Consider the following 18,057-nt stretch of genomic DNA (forward strand, 5'->3'; position numbering starts at 1 on the left):
GCATGTCGCCACGCCATTCCGTCATTCAGCTGACGCCGGAATTACTGAAGCAGTTTCAGTACCGAGGACGACAGTTGGTTGGCCTGGGACAGGATCGCGGTGGACGCCTGTTGCAGGGTTTGTTGCTTGCTCAGCTCAGCGGTTTCAGCGGCGAAGTCAGCATCCTGTACACGGCTACGGGCTGCGGTGGAGTTTTCCGAGATGGACTGCAGGTTGGCTACGGTGCTGTCGAAACGGTTTTGTACGGCACCCAGTTGCGAGCGCTGGGAGTCGAGATCTTGCATTGCACCGTCCAGTACCTGGATGGCTTGTTGAGCGCTAGCGCCATCCAGAATATTCAAGTTGGCGACGGTGCTTTCCATCTGCACAGCAGAAGTGGTGCCAGCCTTCAGACCCAATGCAAGTAAGCCACTACCGCTGCTGCCATCGGCAATGGTGATGTCTTGATCGGCGAACAGGGACAGGCCACTGCTGCCGTTAGTAGTCACTTTGCTGGCAGACACACCGGTGCTGGCGGCATTGATGCTGGCAGCGATGCTGTCCATATCGTCGCCTTTCTTGAATTTGACTTCGACGCCGTTCAGGGTCACCGAAGTGTCAGCTTGCAGGCCGGCTTTAGTTGTACCGGCATTCAGACCCAGTGCAGCCAGTGCGCCAGCGCCGGTTGTACCGGCGCCATTGTCCAGCTTGATGTTTTTGCTGTCGGCAGAGGTCAGCACCAGACGACCGTTGTCATTCTTGGCAGTAACGCCAGTCAGAGCAGTACCTTCGCCAGTAGCACCTGCACCGTTGTTGTTGATATTTTTGACAACAGCGTCCAGGTCATCGCCTTGGGCGAAGTTGAAAATAGTGCCGTTGATATCGATCTTGGCCGCGGCAGCCAGACCAGTGGTCTGAGGAGCGATGGCAACGGTGCCTGCTGTCAGCCCCAGACCGGTAAGCGTACCGGCAGTACCAGAGATGGCGAAACCAGCAGCGGAGTTCAGTTTCAGCTGACCGGTAGCGTTATCAACCGATGCGCTGACGCCAGTGGTACCGCTCTGAGCGTTAACCTTGTCAATGACGGAAGACAGGGTGTCAGTCGTAGTCAGGGCGATGTTTGTCGAACCGAGGGTCAAGTTACCAGCGGTAGACAGGGTGCCATCGCGCAGGTTCGCGGTCGCTGCACCGGTCTTGGACAACTGCGCACCACCAGCTTCTGCGAGACCCAGTTTGGCGCTCAAGAGGTCATCAGTAGCTGCGTCAACGGTGAAGGCTTGAGTACCATCCAGCTTCAGCGCACCAGTGGCGCTGTCGATGCTGGCGGTAACGCCAGTTTTCGCGGTTTCAATGTTGATCTTGGTGACAACATCAGACAGCTTGTCAGCTGCCGCTGCAACGATTGTAGTAGTGGAGGTACCAACGTTGAGAACCAGGTTACCTGCAGCGGCACCAATGGTTGGCGCGTTGAATACGCCCGCAGCTGCGACACCCACTGCCGTTGCAGAAGTGCTGCCTGCGTTGTTGGTACCGAACTTGCCGGCCGCACCGGTCACGCTCGCCTGCAGGGTAGCTAGGCCGCCAACAGCGCTAGCTTCGTTATAGCTGCCCTTCATAGCAGTGGAGCTAACGTCTTTCATGCCAAACGAAATGCTTTCGTTCGAGTTCGCGCCCACTTGGAAGCTACCGCCGGAGAAGGAGCCATCCAGCAGGTTACGACCACCGAAGGTGGTGGTATTGGCGATACGGGTCAGTTCGCCGGACAGCGCGGTGAATTCCTGCTGCATGGAGGTACGGTCGTCATCGCTGTTCGAACCGTTGGCCGATTGCAGGGCCAGTTCACGCATACGCTGCATGATGTTACCGGAGGTCGCCATGGCGCCTTCAGCGGTTTGCGCGATGGAGATACCGTCGTTGGCGTTCTTGACCGCAACGCTCAAGCCCTTGATCTGAGTGGTCAGACGGTTGGAGATCTGCAGGCCGGCGGCGTCGTCTTTGGCGCTGTTGATTTTCAGGCCGGAAGACAGGCGACCCATTGTGGTGCCCAGGGCATCGGAAGCCTTGTTCAGGTTTTTCTGAACCGAAAGAGAGGTAATGTTGGTATTAACGGTTAACGACATGACGAATTCCTCGTGGGTTGGGTGCTGCGGCTTCCGGCCCTGGCAACCGCCGGGTGTGGCCTAGAGAACCTTCGTAATAGTTATCGTCGTGAACGCAGGTTGCTTGAGGGCTTTTTTTGATTTTTTTTACTAGCACCGTGCCACCCCTCGGATTTCAAGGCGTTGAATCCCCACCCGCAAAACGCAAAACGCCCATGACCTTTCGGCCATGGGCGTTTTTTAGGCGTTATTAAAACTGGCGGATCAGCGGCGATGGATAATCGCCGAACCCCAAGACAAACCTACGCCGAAACCACTGATCGCGACCCGTCTCCAGGTTGAGTCGAACATGTGCTTTTCCAGCAGCAGCGGAATGCTCGAAGACACGGTGTTGCCGGTCTCGACCATGTCCTTGACGAACTTCTCCGGCTCGTCTTCGAAACGCCGCGCCACGGCGTCGACGATGGCCGCACTGCCCTGGTGAATGCAGAAGGCATCGATGTCCCGGGATGTGAGATCGGACTCCTCGAGCAACTGATGCAGATGCGCCGGCACTTTGAGCAGGGCAAAGTTGAATACCTGCCGGCCGTTCATGAAGAACACACCATCCGTCACCTTCAGATGGGGAGCGCCGGAACCATCGGTGCCAAACTTGGCTTTATCCAGCTTCCAGACGGCGTCTTCGCTCATCCAGGTCGCGGTGGCAGCGTCGCCAAACAACATGGTGGTGTTGCGGTCTTCGGGGTCGACGATTTTCGAGTAAGGGTCGGCGGTCACCAACAGGCCGTTTTTCAGCCCGGCTGCTTCCATGAAGCCCTTCAGGGCATAGATGCCGTATACATAACCGGAACAGCCCAGGGAAATGTCGAAGGCCGCAACAGTCGTCGGCAGACCCAGCTTGTCCTGAACGATGGCCGACGTGTGGGGCAGCCCTTCTTCATCGCCGTTCTGGGTCACAACAATCAGCGCATCGATGGATTCGCGTTTGAGCTCAGGGTTGTTGGCGAACAACGCATTGACCGCCTCGACACACAGGTCGGAGGTTTCCTGGGCCGCATCCTTGCGCGGCAGGAACGCCGAACCGATTTTCCCGAGGATGAACTCTTCATCCTTCTCGAACTTCGCGCCCTGAACATAGTTATCCAGCCCGCTCGCTGGCACGTAGCTGGCAATGCTTTTTATGCCAATCATTGTGGCTTCCCAATACTCAATAGCTGGAGATCACCGCTCGCAAGACCGAGAGGTATGACAATACTGGATTTCACCGAGCGAAAAAATACGGCGCAGACGCTCCAGAACCCTGAAAACACGCCCGGCAAGGGTCGACCCCCTGCCCATCCTTTTTTACACAATACAGTGAAGATGCGCTTTATGACTCTCAAGTCACGCATTATGAGTGGCTTGCATTAAACGTCCAGCCACAAACAAGCGATCCAGCGCACATTGGCAGACAAAAAAGTCGACGGAGAGAAAATCTGACGTAACGGACAAACCAGACAGTGCCGATATCGTAGATACCGGCACTCAGGGGATCAGAGCTTGTTGAACAGGCTCAACTGGGCAATTTTCACGAAAGCCAATTGCGAGGCTTGTAGCAGCGATTGCTGGAACGCCAGGTCGATCGAGGCCGTTGCGACATCGGTATCGCCGATTGCGGACTGCGTACTGGTGTTCACCAAGCCCATGCTGACGTTCTCGGCGCTCTGGATGTCGATGGCGTTCAATCGCGCACCTATCCCTCCACGAACGTTGTCCACCCGCTCACTGGCATTGGACAGGTTGCCGATCGCCGCATTCACCGCATCTTTTAGTTTGATTTGTGCCAGATCATTGCCATCGGACGGAGTTTCCAACACTTGGCGCAGCTGACTCAGGGTATCCAGAGCACTTTGCGTCTGGTGGCTGCTGGCACCCACCACGAACTGATCGTCTGGCCCGGGCGCACCGGTGAAATCAAGTGTCACTCCCGCCACGGTGATCGAACCACCCGCGTACGAGCCATCAGCAATCGACTTGCTGTCTGAACCCATCGGCTGGGCATACACCTTGTAACTGGTGGCGTCGGTAAATTTGATGACCACGCCACTATTGGGGAACCCGCTGACATAAGCGGCCTGGTCAGTGACACCGGAGCCGGTGATCTGAGCGGTCGATCCATTGCTCGGCGTCCGTGAGGTATTGAAGCTGTCAGGCTTGGTACCCAGTGAGAAAATATGGTCCTTGACCTCTTCGTCAGGGGTCATCGCCAGGTTGGTCACGGGATCAACGGGCGCCTTGAGTCGCAAGGCGATATCGAAGTCCACCCCCCGCAGACTGATGGTCGAACCACCCTCTTTACTTGAGTCGAAAGTACCGTTACCCGACACCTCGGCGGTGATGTCGTTACCATCCTTGTCCGCGAGAGTGAAGTGAGTACTGTCTACGAACTTCAGCTCGTAGGGTTCACCCGTGGCAAAGTTTTTGGTGTAAGCCGCTCCCGAAGCCAATATTCCGGCAGATACCGAGACAGTCCCGTCATTGGGTTTCGACGGATCGAGGATCGCCTGAGTCCGCCCCGAGTTGACCGCCGATTCAAGGACACTTTTACCAGTGTCGTTGGTGGCGATGGACAAGGTGTCCGATACCTGCAGACTCAACTGGGTATCGTCACCCTGATAGCTGTAGGTGCCGTCATTGTTACGCACATAGGGGGGCGTCGAGGTTTTCGAACCGGCGAACAAGTAGTTGCCTGCCGAGTCCTTGCTGTTCAGCAACCCTAATACCTGCTGTTCAATCTCGCCGATTTCGCTGGCGATGGATTTTCGATCAGCATCACTGTAACCACCATTACCCGCCTGAAGCGCCAACTCGCGAGCACGCTGCAGCGCGGTATTAACGCTATCCAACACGCTTTCTTCATTGGCCAGCGTATTTTTCATACTGCCCATATTGGCACTGTACTGCCCCAACATGTCCTTCTGCTGCTGCAACATCAGCAACTGCGCAGCACCAACAGGATCATCACCGGCACTCTGAATCCGCACGCCGGAAGTGATCTGCTCCTGAGTCTTCACAATCGAGGAGAAGTTGTTCTGGTACTTGGCCGCACTTGTCTCAAAGTACTGGGCTGTAGAAATTCGCATCGTCGAAGACTCCCTTAAAGACTGTTGATCAGCGTGCTGAACGTTTCTTGCGCGGCCTTGATGATCTGCGACGACGCGGTGTAGTACTGCTGGAACTTGACCAGGTCGGCGGCCTCATCGTCCAGGTTGACCTGGGAAACCGAGGCGACCTCCGATTTGGCGCGAGACAGAATCGCCCCGGTGGCGGAGCTGTCGCCCAAGGCCTGGCTGGCTTTAGCGCCCACCTGTTCGACCAGACGACTGTAGGCGGTGGTCATGCTCATGCCGGCGTTGCCACCGGTCACGCCCACGGTTGCCTTGGTCTGCAAACCCAACAGTTCGTTGGCGTTGCGGTTGTCTTTCTTGCCATCGACGTTGAACGCGACTTCGTATTTGTCATTCTTCGAAGGCGAGCCGCTGACCGTCGTGTTGAACGAAAACGATTTGCCGGCGATCGGTGCGCCGGACGCGTCAAGCATCGGAACGTTGATCGTCAGGTCATTGCTCTGGCCTGGCACGATGGTGCCCGTGCCGATGCTCTGCCCTTTGGAGTCGAACACTTCATAGGCTTGGCTGCCACCCACCGCCTCTTTGAAGGCGAGTGTCACCGGCATGGAGTTCTTGATGCCCGCTTGCCGGTCGGCCAGGTCGGCACCGCCATAGATATCCATCGGAATGGACAGCGCCGGAGCGGTCAACGTACCGGTTCCACCATTGCTCGTACTGCTGTTGGCAACCAGTGGCCCGGCAAAGGCAAGCTTGTTCGAGTCGGTCATCTGAGTGGTGATGGCACTCGCGGCCCCACGGGTCGGGATCACTTTGAAGGAGTCACCCGCCTGCAGACCGCCACCATTGAGATCCAGCTTGAAGCCATCGATTTCTGCCGCCGGGGTCAGGCCGAAAGAGCCCATGTCCTTGCCGTCGGAACGCTTGACGGTGTACTTGTCCGCCGCAGTAAACGTCACCGCGTAATCGAAGGTGGTCAGTGCACTGGAGTTGGTGATGGTGACGTCAAGATTGCCCGAACCGGCACTGTTGTTCGACGACGCCAGGCTGCGCTGGCTGATCGCAGTGGCGCTGTTGATATTGGAGAACAGTGAAGCACCAAATTCGCCATTGGCGTCGAGTCCCTGGCCCAACTGGCTATTGATCTTGTCAGCCACCACCAGGGCGGTGCGGCCCAGGTCATTCATTGCCGGCACCAGCACGTCTTCGCGATAACGCAGCAGGCCTCCGATCTTGCCGCCACTTATGACCGAGGTTGCGTCAATGGCGCCAGACGACGAGTTGACCACGATACTCAACTGGCTCTTGTCGATCCCCGTTCGGACAGTGGAAAGCGTATTCGACGTGTTGCCCATTACCAACGACTGACCGCTGCCCAGGGAGACGTTGTAACTGCCATTCTGGTCCTGGACCGTCACCCCGACCAACTCGTTGAGCGTACGAACGGCTTCGTTTCGAGCATCAAGCAGGTTGCTCGGACCGCTGCCCGTTGAACTGCTGGCCTGGGAAATCTGCTGGTTCAACGATGCGATCGACGACGTCAGCTGATTGACCTTGTCGGTCAGCGTCGTCAACTGACTGTTGATCCCTTCGCTCTGCTGTTGCATCTGCGACGAGAGGGCGTTGAATCGGTTGCTCAAGGTTTGCGCGTTRGTCAGCAGCAACTGCCGGGAAGCGGTGTCACTCGGAGTGCCTGCGGACGTTTGAACCGCAGCGAAGAAGCTGCTCAACACCGCGCTGATTCCCGTGGTCTTGTCGGAAAAGAGCTTGTCGAGCGGATTGACCTGCTCAAGGTAGGCATTGGCATCGCTATTGAGCGATGTGCTGGTTTGCAATTGATTATCGAGATAAGCGTTATAGACCCGACGCACATCGGCCAAGGTCGTACCGCTGCCGATAAATACACCGCCACTCAGGTGCGACGCATTGCTACCCTGAATGGTTTGCTGTCGTGAGTAGCCGGCCGTGTTGGCGTTGGCAATGTTGTTGCCGACAGTCGCCAACGACACCTGACTGGCGTTAAGCCCGGACATTCCGATGTTGAGCAAACTCATGGTTCAAACCTTATAAATTCGTTGGAGCGCCCGCCGCAGCGTAGTTTTGGTAACTCGTCATCTGCTTGGCTATCTGCGAGATCTTGCTTGCGTAATCCGGGTCGGTTGCATAACCGGCCTTCTGCAACTCGCGTACAAACTGTTCTGGGTTATCGGCAGACTTCACGACATCTTGATAGCGATTATTGGTTTGCAGCAAAGTCACCAGGTCATGGAAGCTGTCTTTGTACGAGTCATAGGAACGGAACTCGGCCGTCTCCTTGACCATCTCGCCATTCCTGAACTCACTGGTGATTGCCCGCGCTGAATCACCCTGCCAACTGCTGCCGGCCTTGATGCCGAACAGGTTGTGGCTACTGCTGCCATCCTGGGCGCGCATGACCGATTTACCMCAACCGGTTTCCAGGGCGGCCTGAGCCACCAGGTAACGCGGATCGACGCCAATGCGCTCGGCCGCTTCCTTGGCCATCGGCAGCATGGTGTTGACAAATTCGTCGGCGGAACCGAAGGCTTTCTTCGGCGGTGCCAAAGGAATCTGCGCCATCGCACGGCCGTAGATCTGCAGACGTCCGCTGGATTTGGTGTCGGTTTGTGTGGCCAGCCAATCGCCGTTGAACAGCGGACCGGCACCGGTCGCTACCGCCGGCGTCGTGGTGCTTCGCTCGGGCAACAGGGGTTTGCTGGCGGTCGCGGCGGTCTTGGCCGAAGGCACCAGACCGGCGAGCAAGCGATCCGCCAGTTTCGGCGGCAAGGCCAGACGGCGCTGGTTGATCAGCGCCATGTCATTGTGATGCGTGCCCTCGCCTGTCGGCGCTTTCACCGAACGCGATGCCCATAACGGACGCTGGCCATTGAGCCGCGACAGCGGCCCCTCGGTGGCCACAGTGCCTGCCGCGATCGGCGTCGACACTGCCGCTTTCGCCGCTTCCTGCTTGGCGGCAGACAGGGCCGCCGCTTCACCGGGCGCCAGCGGTTTGTTCTTCGACATCTGGCGCATCAGCACGTCCGCCAGACCAATACCACCGCCTTCGCGGGACATGGAAACGGCCAACTGCTGGTCGTACATTTCCTGGTATTGCTTGGCTGCCGGGGTGTTGAGCGGGTTGTCCTGGCCCAGCGCTTCAGTGGCCGAACGCATGGACTTGAGCATCTCTCCAAGGAACAGCGATTCGAACTCCTGCGCCACCTTGCGCATGTTGCCGTCGCTGTCCTTGTCGCCCACCTTGAGCTGGTTCAAGCGATTCAAGTCCGAATAGGAACCGGAGTCGCTGCTGCTGACCAGACCGCTCTTGCGCATATCCATGACGGTCGCCCTTAGATCACGATCAGGTCGGCTTGCAATGCGCCAGCCTGTTTCAACGCTTCGAGGATCGCCATCAAGTCACCCGGCGCCGCGCCGACCTGGTTCACCGCACGGACGATTTCGTCGAGGGTGGTGCCCGGGCCGAACTTGAACATAGGCTTGGCTTCCTGCTCCGCGTTTACCCGCGAGCGCGGCACCACGGCCGTCTGACCGTTGGAAAAAGCGCCAGGCTGGCTGACAATCGGGTCTTCGGTAATCGTCACGGTCAGGCTGCCGTGAGTCACTGCGGCTGGCGAAACCTTGACGTTCTGGCCAATCACGATGGTGCCGGTGCGCGAATTTATGATGACTTTCGCCACCGCCTGACCCGGATCGACTTCAAGGTTTTCCAGGATCGACAGGTAGTCGACGCGCTGGCTTGGATCAAGGGGGGCGCTGACGCGAATCGAACCACCATCGATGGCCTGGGCAACGCCTGGGCCCAGCAGGTTGTTGATCTTGTCGACGATGCGCTTGGCGGTGGTGAAGTCTGACCGGTTGAGGTTCAGCGTCAGGCTATTGCCCTGGTTGAAACCACTCGGCACTGAACGCTCGACCGACGCACCACCGGGGATACGACCTGCCGACGGAACGTTGACGGTGATCTTCGAACCGTCACGCCCTTCCGCATCAAAACCGCCCACCACCAGGTTGCCCTGAGCGATGGCGTAGACGTTGCCGTCGATACCTTTGAGCGGCGTCAGCAACAAGGTGCCGCCGCGCAAGCTCTTGGAGTTACCGATGGAAGAGACGGTGATATCGACCTGCTGGCCCGGCTTGGCAAACGCTGGCAGTTCCGCACTGATCGATACCGCGGCAACGTTCTTCAGCTGCACGTTGCCCGAGTTCGGCGGCACCTTGATGCCGAACTGCGAGAGCATGTTGTTGAAGGTCTGCAGAGTGAAAGGCGTCTGCGTCGTCTGGTCACCCGTGCCATTAAGCCCGACCACCAGACCGTAGCCGATCAATTGGTTGGTGCGCACGCCGGAAATACTGGCGATATCCTTCAGCCGCTCAGCCTGCGCGTTAAACGCGGCGGACAGCATCAAGGCGCCCACCATCAGGTGTTTGAAATTCAACGTAGCCACCTAGAAAGGAAACAGCGGGCTGAGGAAGAAACGGTCGAACCAGCCTGGCTGACTCGCATCGGCAAACGAACCGGTGCCCGAGTAGGTGATGCGTGCATCGGCAACACGGGTCGACGAAACAGTGTTGTCGGTCGATATGTCATCGGAGCGCACCAGCCCGGCAATCCGCACCAGCTCATCGCCGGTGTTGAGGGTCATCCATTTCTCGCCACGTACCGCGATGATGCCGTTGGGCAATACATCCGCGACGGTGACCGTGATCGAGCCGACGAGGGTGTTGCCCTGGGCTGCCTTGCTGTCGCCCTTGGTCGCGCGGTCGCCTTCATAGGCGGCGTCCAGGCTCAGGTCGCCACTGCCAAACGGATTGTTGGTGCTTGGGGTGGTGCCGAACAACGAGGTCAGGCCGATGCTGGCCTTGCTGTTCTTGCCAATTTGCGAGTTGGCGTTTTTGCTGGCCTGGGTCTTCTCGTTCAGGGTAATGGTGATGATGTCACCCACCCGGAACGCCTTGCGGTCGGTGTACAGGTTCTGTTCAAAACCGGCCTGGTAAATCGAGCCATTGTTCGCGGCCGCCGGCAACGGCGTGCGCGGCAACACCGGCGCGTAATAAGGGTCATTGGGCTTGGGCGTCGTGGGGACGCAGCCCGCGAGCACAACAGCCCCACTCAGTGCCAGAACAGATACAAAGCGATTCATGACCCTACCTCACGGTGTTGCAGGCGACCTCATGGCCGCCACATAGACTTGATTACAGATTCTGCGTTACGAACGAGAGCATCTGGTCGGCAGTGGAGATCACCTTGGAGTTCATCTCGTAAGCGCGCTGAGTGGTGATCATGTTGACCATCTCTTCAACGGTGCTGACGTTGGACGTTTCCAGGGTGGCCTGCAGCGTGGTACCGAAACCGTTCAGGCCCGGTGTACCGACTTGCGGTGCACCGCTGGCCGCGGTTTCCAGGAACAGGTTGTTGCCCACGGCTTGCAGACCGGCCGGGTTGATGAAGTCAGCGGTTTGCAGATTGCCGATCACCTGGCTGGCCGGGTTACCCGCAACGGTGATGGACACGGTGCCGTCACGACCGACCGTGAAGCTCTGTGCTTCATTGGGAATAACGATGGCCGGCTCCAGGGCGAAGCCACTGGCGGTGACGACCTGACCGTTGGAGTCGAGGTGGAACGTACCGTCACGGGTGTAAGACGTGGTGCCGTCCGGCTGCAGAATCTGGAAGAAACCGCGACCGTCGATGGCCATGTCCAACGGCTGCTCGGTGGTTTGCAGGCTGCCGGCGGTGAAGTTTTTCTGGGTGCCGACGATGCGCACACCGGTACCCACTTGCAGACCCGTCGGCAGTTCGCTGTCCTGGGTCGACTGGGCGCCCGGCTGGCGTTTGATCTGATAGAGCAAGTCCTGGAACTCGGCGCGGTCACGTTTGAAACCCGTGGTCGACACGTTGGCCAGGTTGTTGGAAATGGTGGTCAGGTTAGTGTCCTGGGCGGACAGACCTGTTTTGGCAACCCATAGAGCCGGAAGCATTCGATTCTCCTCGTGCGCCTGTTTTACGGCGCGACGTTCTGGTAATTAGCTGATCTGCAAGACCCGAGCCATGGCCTGGTCATCGTCTTTGGCGGTGTTCATCATCTTGATGTGCAGTTCGAACTGCTTGGCCAGCGCCAGCACCGAGGTCATTTCTTCCACAGCGTTGACGTTGCTCGACTCCAGGAACCCGGACACCAGTTTGACGCCGGAGTCGGCTTGCGCCGGCTTGCCGTCCTTGGTGTGGATCGAACCGTCGAGGCCTTTGGTCATGTTCCTCAGGTCAGGGTTGACCAGCTTGATGCGGTCGACTTCAGCCATCACGCGCGGGCCTTCGCCCATCGCACGGATGCTGATGGTGCCGTCCTCACCCACTTCGATTTTCTGCTCCGGCGGCACGGCGATGGGTCCGCCGTTGCCCATCACCGGCATGCCGTTGCCGGCACGCAGCACACCCAGGGCGTCCACGTTCAGGCTGCCAGTGCGTACGTAGCTTTCTGTGCCATCGGGGGTCTGCACGGCGATCCAACCGTTGCCTTGCACAGCGACATCGAGGTCGCGACCGGTTTCAACCATCGAACCAGGGGAGAAATCGGTGGCCGGGCGCTCGGTCATGGCAAACGCACGCGCCGGAAAGCTGTCACCAAACACCGGCATCGAACGGGCCTGTTCCAGGTCCTTTTGAAAACCGTTGGTGGAGATGTTTGCCAGGTTGTTGGCATGAGCCTTCTGCGCCAGTGCATTCTGGCTGGCGCCGGTCATTGCCACATAAAGGTACTTGTCCACGCTCTTTCCTCTGCATGCCGGACGTTTGCCGCCCACCGCTGTACGGTTGAGCGTCAAGCAATTTGCAGACCAACTTGCGGGCAGAGGTTTCAAGCCCTTTAAACACTGGACTTGGGGGTTATCGCAGAGGAATGAAGGATTGTGTCAAAGTCGAAAAACCGGCGCGGTTATGCCGCTTGACGGCAACACGCTGGAAGGCCGGGCCGGGATCGGCTACCAGCCTTTGACCCCGCTCATGTCAGGCAACTTGTGGGCGATGCCCTTATGGCAGTCGATACAGGTGGCCTGCCCGCTGGCCAGTGCCGTGGAGTGCATATTGGCGGCGCGTTTGCCCTGACGGGTAAAGTCCATGAATTCAAAATTATGGCAATTGCGGCACTCTCGGGAGTCGTTTGCCTTGAGCCGCCCCCATTCGTGTTCGGCCAGTTCACGCCGCATACCGAGAAACTTTTCACGGGTATCGATCGTTCCGAACACCTTGCCCCACACCTCTTTGGAAGCCTGCATCTTGCGGGCAATCTTGTGCGTCCACTCATGCGGAACGTGGCAGTCCGGACAAGTGGCGCGTACGCCGGAGCGATTGGTGTAGTGAATGGTGTCCTGCAACTCGACAAACACGTTGTCGCGCATTTCATGGCAGGAAATGCAGAACTTCTCGGTATTGGTCGCCTCCAGCGCGGTGTTGAAACCACCCCAGAAAATCACCCCGGCGATGAACCCGCCGAGCGTCAGAAAGCCCAGGCTGTAATGCACGCTGGGGCGACGCAGAATGCCCCAATAGTCTTTGAGCAGCGCACGCAAGGATTTCATGGCCTCTCCTTAAGGTTTCTGCTGGCCGTTGATTTCGTCTTGCAGCACCTGGTCAATGTTCTTGAAGTTGTTGCCCACCAGAGGCTTTACGTCTTTCTGTGGCACGTGACACTGCGTGCAGAAATACCGACGCGGCGAAATAGCGGCCAGCGCCTGACCATCACGGTCCATGTAGTGGGTGATGCTGATCATCGGCGCCTGAGTACGTGCGCTATTGGCTCGACTGTGACAGGACAGGCATTTATTACTGTTCTTGTCGATCTGATACCCGCGAATACTGTGCGGGATGGTGGGCGGCTGTTCCGGATAATTGCGCTCGCGCTTGAGGTCCTTGTTCTCGTCATCAGCCATCGGCGGTGCCGGAAACTCCTGGGTCAAGGTCCCTCCGGGTCGCYGGCCATCCGGCGCTGGAGCATCGAGCGGGTAATCGGGCTGCGCCGCGAATGCCAGTGGCATCCACAGCAACAGAGCCGCAAGCAAAGACAGCGAATGACTCTTCATCTGAGCGCTCCTTATGCCGTCTTGATCAACTCAATCCTGATCGCACATTTTTTATAATCAGTCTGCTTGGAGATGGGATCCGTCGCATCGAGTGTGACCTTGTTGATCAACTTGTTGGCATCGAAGAACGGCACAAAGACCAAGCCTTGTGGTGGTTTGTTACGCCCTCGGGTTTCGATGCGCGCACGCATCTCACCGCGTCGACTGATCAGTTTCACTTCGCTGCCTCGACGGGCATTCAAGGCTTGGGCATCGGCCGGGTGCATGTAGACCAACGCGTCAGGGACTGCCTTATGAAGTTCCTCGACACGCTGAGTCATCGACCCGGTGTGCCAGTGTTCTAGCACTCGTCCGGTGCTCAACCAGAATGGGAACTCCGCGTCGGGGGATTCCGCCGGGGGCTCATAGGGCAGCGCGAAGATAATCGCCTTCTTGTCGGGGTAACCGTAGAACTGCACACCGCTGCCCTTCTCCACGTAAGGGTCATAGCCTTCGCGGAAACGCCAGCGGGTTTCCTTGCCCTCGACCACGGGCCATCGCAATCCACGCTCGGTGTGATAGAGATCGAACGGGGCGAGGTCATGACCGTGTCCACGGCCAAATTGGGCATATTCTTCGAACAGTCCTTTTTGCAGGTAAAAACCAAAATCCCGGGCCTCGTCGTTTTTGTAGCCTGCCGCCATCTGATCAAGCGGAAATTGATCGACCTGTCCGTTCTTGAACAACACCTCGTACAGGGTTTTGCCCTTGTACTGCGGTGAGGCAGACAATAATTCCTCGGACCAGACCTCATCGGTTTTAAAGCGCTTGGAAAACTCGACCAGTTGCCAGAGATCCGACTTGGCGTCACCCGGTGCCGAAACCAATTGGTGCCAGAACTGCGTACGTCGTTCCGCGTTGCCGTAAGCCCCCTCTTTCTCGACCCACATCGCGGTGGGCAGAATCAGATCGGCCGCTTGGGCCGAGACGGTGGGATACACATCCGAGACAATCACGAAGTTCTCGGGGTTGCGCCAACCCGGCAGCACTTCCTGCATGATGTTGGGGCCGGCCTGCATGTTGTTGCTGGCCATCGTCCAATACACATTGAGCACGCCGTCCTTGAGCATCCGGCTCTGCTGCACGGCATGGAACCCGACTTTTTCATTGATGGTGCCCGGCGGCAATTTCCAGATTTTCTCCGCCGTGGCGCGATGCTTGGGATTGGTGACCACCAGATCAGCGGGCAAGCGATGGGAGAACGTTCCCACTTCGCGCGCCGTGCCGCAGGCCGAGGGCTGGCCCGTCAGGGAAAAAGGACTGTTGCCCGGCTCGCTGATTTTTCCGGTCAGCAGGTGGATGTTGTAAATCAGGTTATTCGCCCAGACGCCCCGCGTGTGCTGGTTAAAGCCCATGGTCCAGAAGGAAACCACCTTGCGCTTCGGGTCGGCATACAGCTCAGCCAAGGCCTTGAGACGCTCGGCCGGCACGCCGGTTTCCTTGGCGGTGCGCTCAAGGGTGTAAGGTTTTACGAATGCCGCGAATTGCTCAAAGTCGATGTCACTCCAGGTGTTCGCCTTGGCCGCATTTTGGGCCTTCATCTCCAGCGGGTTATCGGAACGCAGGCCGTAGCCGATGTCATCCGTACCTTTGGCAAACTTGGTGTGTTTGCTGACAAAGTCTTTGTTGACCGAGCCGCTTTCAATGATGTGGTTGGCAATGTAGTTAAGGATGAACAGGTCTGTCTGTGGCTTGAACACCATGGGAATGTCGGCCAACTCAAAACTGCGATGCTCGAACGTCGACAGTACGGCGACCTTGACGTTGGGCTGACTCAATCGGCGATCCGCCACCCGACTCCAAAGTATCGGGTGCATCTCCGCCATGTTTGAACCCCACAGCACGAACGCATCGGTGACTTCTATATCGTCATAACACCCCATCGGCTCATCCATACCGAACGTGCGCATAAAGCCCATGACCGCCGAGGCCATGCAATGACGCGCATTGGGGTCAATGTTATTGGAGCGAAATCCAGCCTTCATCAACTTGTTGGCCGCGTACCCTTCCCAGACGGTCCACTGACCTGATCCGAACATGGCGATGGACTCGGACCCTTTGTTTTTTATCGCTTCCTTGAACTTCAACTCCATGACATCAAACGCCTGATCCCAGGACACCGGTTGAAACTCGCCTTGCTTGTCATACTGCCCATTGGTCATGCGCAATAGCGGTTGGGTCAGGCGATCAACGCCGTACATAATCTTCGACAAGAAGTAGCCTTTGACGCAGTTCAGCCCGCGATTGACCTCGGCTTTCACATCACCATGAGTGGCGACCACCCGATTGTCCTTGGTCGCTACCATGACGCTGCACCCGGTACCGCAAAATCGACAAGGTGCTTTATTCCAGTCCAGGGCCACCCGGTCTTCTTCGGTGATCAGGTTGCTGGCGGATGTAAACACCGGGAGCCCCGCCGCCGCTGCGGCGATCCCGGCAGCCTGGGCTTTGACAAACTCGCGTCGAGTCATAGGCATGTGCTTTCTCCCGTCACATCGAGAATCTCGTGATAAACGAGGGCGGCATTGAGCACGCCCGGCAAGCCGTTGATCTCACTGATGCGTTGGGAAATCTCACTTTCTTCCTCCATCTCCAGCACTACCACCAGCTTGCCGGCGGAACTTTCCTGGTGCAGTTCAACGCCTTCGAGCAAGCGCAAGTTGGCTTTCACTGCCTCGAACAATTCAGGGTGGGCAAGCACCACCAGGCTGGCAATATGCAGCGTCTTTTCCATGACCCGTACTCCCCGTCTTTTGCTAAAGATGGACAACGATCAATGAGGTGAACCAGGAGGGCCGAGCAGCATTTGCAGAAACCAGACAAAGAAACCGTAACCACCCACTATCGACACCGACAGCAGTGGGAAGAGAACGACAATCAGGAAAAAGAACAGACGGGTTTCTTTGCGCGCTTGCTGGGTAGTGTCATCCGCTGATGGCATGGTTATCGCTCCTGCCAAACTTTGAGCTTCAGCCTAGATGACTTGCTTGGCGAAATCCATGATTCAGATCAACGGCGGGGTGGTAGCGCTTCAATTAACATTTCGAAGCGCCGGAGAATGATTAACAATAACTTACCATTCTTGTTTATCAGATCAGTTAACGCTCAAGTTTTGCCAATTTCATAGTCACGCAACTTGTTGGCAATAGTGGTGTGAGAGACCCCCAAGCGCTTACCCAGCAACCGACTGCTGGAATGCTCGGAATACAACCGCTCCAACACTGCTTTCTCGAAACGCCCGACGATTTCGTCGAGCCCGCCCTCCAGCGAAAAATCGCCAAGCGGCTGACGCACACCGTATTCCGGCAGACGAATATGTTCGGCCTTGACCGTCCCGCCCTCACACAATGAAACCGCCTGGAACAACACGTTTTCCAATTGCCGGACATTGCCCGGCCAGTTGTAATGACTGAGCCGTTCCATCGCCGCCGGCGCCAGTTTCGGCAACGGGCAACCGATCTGCCGACTGGCTTGATCGAGGAAGTGCTCCACCAACGGCGTCAAACCATCGAGGCATTCACGCAGTGGCGGAATGTGCAGCGAAAGTACGTTCAACCGGTGATACAAATCCTGGCGAAACTCGCCACGCGCGCATAGTTCGGACAAGTCCACCTGGGTCGCGCAGATCACCCGCACATCCAGATAAACCTCTTCATCGCTGCCTACACGACGGAAGCAACCGTCCTGCAGAAAGCGCAGCAATTTCACCTGCAAGCGCGGGCTCATTTCCCCCACGCCATCGAGAAACAGCGTACCGCCCGCCGTCAGCTCCAGCAGCCCCAACTTACCTTCAGCGCGCGCACCTTCGAAGGCGCCGGGGCCGTAGCCGAACAACTCGGTCTCAGCCATCGACTCCGGCAAGCCAGCGCAGTTGAGTGCCATCAATGGAGATTGCCCGCGCGGGCTGGCCAAGTGACAGGCGCGCGCCAGCAACTCTTTACCGGTGCCGGTTTCGCCTTCGATCAAAAGCGGAGCATCCAGCGGCGCCATGCGCCGGGCTTCGCGCACCACCGCAGCCATCACTTTCGAGCTTTGGAAAATGCTGTCGAACCCGCGCAGCTCCTGCTTGCGCACGTTGTAGATGCGCTCACCCACCCGGTCGGCGCGGTGCAGCGTCAGTACCGCACCGGCCATGGCTTCGCTGTCGTCATGCTCCGATTGCAGCGGCGCGATGTCGGCCAGAAACACGTCGCCCTTGACCTTGACCCGCAGCCCGTTGATGCGCGACTTGTTGGCCCGCACCAGTTCCGGCAAATCGAAATCCTCGGCGTAACGCGACAGCGGAATCCCCGGCACCTCATCCACCCGTACCCCGAGCAACTGCGCCGCCGCCCGATTTGCCGCGACGATGGAGCCGCCCATGTCGATCGACAACACCGGAAACTCCAAGGCGCCGAGCAAGGCATTGAGCTCCATGTGCCGACGCTCGCTGGGCATCAGCCCTACACGCTTGACGCCAAATACCCCGGCAATCGATTCGAACTTCGGTCGCAGGGCCTGGAACTGAATGTTGATCAGGTTCGGGCAATGCAGGTAGATCGCATTGCCATGCTCACCGCCGACCTCGCCACGGGCGACGTTGATCCCGTATTCCACCAGCAAGTTGAGAATGTCGCGCAGGATACCGATGCGGTTCTGGCAGTGGACTTTGATACGCATATAAATGGCCCGAAAAACGATAAATGAGGTCAATGCCTGTGTGCACTCACTGTAGGAGC

The 18,057-nt window shown here is 57.8% G+C and carries 15 protein-coding genes; all 15 read right to left on the reverse strand.

What is annotated here, in order from left to right; translation table 11 throughout:
• Nucleotides 1-41: 41 nt before the first annotated feature.
• Nucleotides 42-2,099 carry a flagellin N-terminal helical domain-containing protein gene (locus AC1DRJ_RS02395; RefSeq protein WP_477800647.1) on the reverse strand — a complete coding sequence of 686 codons (2,058 nt, stop codon included), beginning with the start codon at nucleotides 2,097-2,099 and terminating at the stop codon, nucleotides 42-44.
• A gap of 243 nt (nucleotides 2,100-2,342) precedes the next feature.
• Nucleotides 2,343-3,269, reverse strand: a complete 927-nt coding sequence (locus tag AC1DRJ_RS02400) for a ketoacyl-ACP synthase III (protein ID WP_477800648.1) — start codon at nucleotides 3,267-3,269, stop codon at nucleotides 2,343-2,345.
• Between the two features lie 341 nt (nucleotides 3,270-3,610).
• The gene (locus AC1DRJ_RS02405; RefSeq protein WP_477800649.1) at nucleotides 3,611-5,200 is read right to left on the reverse strand and encodes a flagellar hook-associated protein 3; all 1,590 of its coding nucleotides are present in this window, start codon (nucleotides 5,198-5,200) and stop codon (nucleotides 3,611-3,613) included.
• A 14-nt stretch (nucleotides 5,201-5,214) separates the two neighbouring features.
• On the reverse strand, nucleotides 5,215-7,239 hold the full coding sequence (gene flgK / locus AC1DRJ_RS02410; RefSeq protein ID WP_477800650.1) for a flagellar hook-associated protein FlgK: 2,025 nt from the start codon (nucleotides 7,237-7,239) through the stop codon (nucleotides 5,215-5,217).
• Nucleotides 7,240-7,249: 10 nt separating this feature from the next.
• Nucleotides 7,250-8,542, reverse strand: a complete 1,293-nt coding sequence (gene flgJ / locus AC1DRJ_RS02415; protein WP_477800651.1) for a flagellar assembly peptidoglycan hydrolase FlgJ — start codon at nucleotides 8,540-8,542, stop codon at nucleotides 7,250-7,252.
• A gap of 11 nt (nucleotides 8,543-8,553) precedes the next feature.
• Entirely contained in the window at nucleotides 8,554-9,642 is a 1,089-nt protein-coding gene (locus AC1DRJ_RS02420; protein WP_477800660.1) for a flagellar basal body P-ring protein FlgI, read from the reverse strand.
• Nucleotides 9,643-9,669: 27 nt separating this feature from the next.
• A complete protein-coding gene (gene flgH, locus AC1DRJ_RS02425) occupies nucleotides 9,670-10,365 on the reverse strand; it encodes a flagellar basal body L-ring protein FlgH (RefSeq protein WP_477800652.1) in 696 nt (231 codons plus the stop codon).
• Between the two features lie 52 nt (nucleotides 10,366-10,417).
• The gene (gene flgG / locus AC1DRJ_RS02430; RefSeq protein WP_477800653.1) at nucleotides 10,418-11,203 is read right to left on the reverse strand and encodes a flagellar basal-body rod protein FlgG; all 786 of its coding nucleotides are present in this window, start codon (nucleotides 11,201-11,203) and stop codon (nucleotides 10,418-10,420) included.
• 45 nt (nucleotides 11,204-11,248) lie between these two features.
• Complete coding sequence (locus tag AC1DRJ_RS02435) at nucleotides 11,249-11,989, reverse strand: flagellar basal body rod protein FlgF (protein WP_477800654.1); 741 nt, start codon at nucleotides 11,987-11,989, stop codon at nucleotides 11,249-11,251.
• A 213-nt stretch (nucleotides 11,990-12,202) separates the two neighbouring features.
• Entirely contained in the window at nucleotides 12,203-12,799 is a 597-nt protein-coding gene (locus AC1DRJ_RS02440; RefSeq protein WP_007943094.1) for a cytochrome c3 family protein, read from the reverse strand.
• A gap of 9 nt (nucleotides 12,800-12,808) precedes the next feature.
• Nucleotides 12,809-13,300 carry a nitrate reductase cytochrome c-type subunit gene (locus tag AC1DRJ_RS02445; protein WP_477800655.1) on the reverse strand — a complete coding sequence of 164 codons (492 nt, stop codon included), beginning with the start codon at nucleotides 13,298-13,300 and terminating at the stop codon, nucleotides 12,809-12,811.
• 11 nt (nucleotides 13,301-13,311) lie between these two features.
• The gene (gene napA, locus AC1DRJ_RS02450; RefSeq protein WP_477800656.1) at nucleotides 13,312-15,816 is read right to left on the reverse strand and encodes a nitrate reductase catalytic subunit NapA; all 2,505 of its coding nucleotides are present in this window, start codon (nucleotides 15,814-15,816) and stop codon (nucleotides 13,312-13,314) included.
• Nucleotides 15,807-16,073 (reverse strand): chaperone NapD, encoded by a 267-nt coding sequence (locus AC1DRJ_RS02455; RefSeq protein ID WP_477800657.1) that lies wholly within the window; start codon nucleotides 16,071-16,073, stop codon nucleotides 15,807-15,809. Before AC1DRJ_RS02455 ends, napA begins: the two co-directional genes overlap by 10 nt.
• A 39-nt stretch (nucleotides 16,074-16,112) precedes the next feature.
• Nucleotides 16,113-16,280, reverse strand: coding sequence for a periplasmic nitrate reductase, NapE protein (locus tag AC1DRJ_RS02460; protein WP_477800658.1), 168 nt, complete (start codon nucleotides 16,278-16,280; stop codon nucleotides 16,113-16,115).
• A gap of 164 nt (nucleotides 16,281-16,444) precedes the next feature.
• Nucleotides 16,445-17,998 carry a sigma-54-dependent transcriptional regulator gene (locus AC1DRJ_RS02465; RefSeq protein ID WP_477800661.1) on the reverse strand — a complete coding sequence of 518 codons (1,554 nt, stop codon included), beginning with the start codon at nucleotides 17,996-17,998 and terminating at the stop codon, nucleotides 16,445-16,447.
• Nucleotides 17,999-18,057: the final 59 nt, after the last annotated feature.

Source organism: Pseudomonas sp. P5_B2 (genome assembly GCF_056400445.1).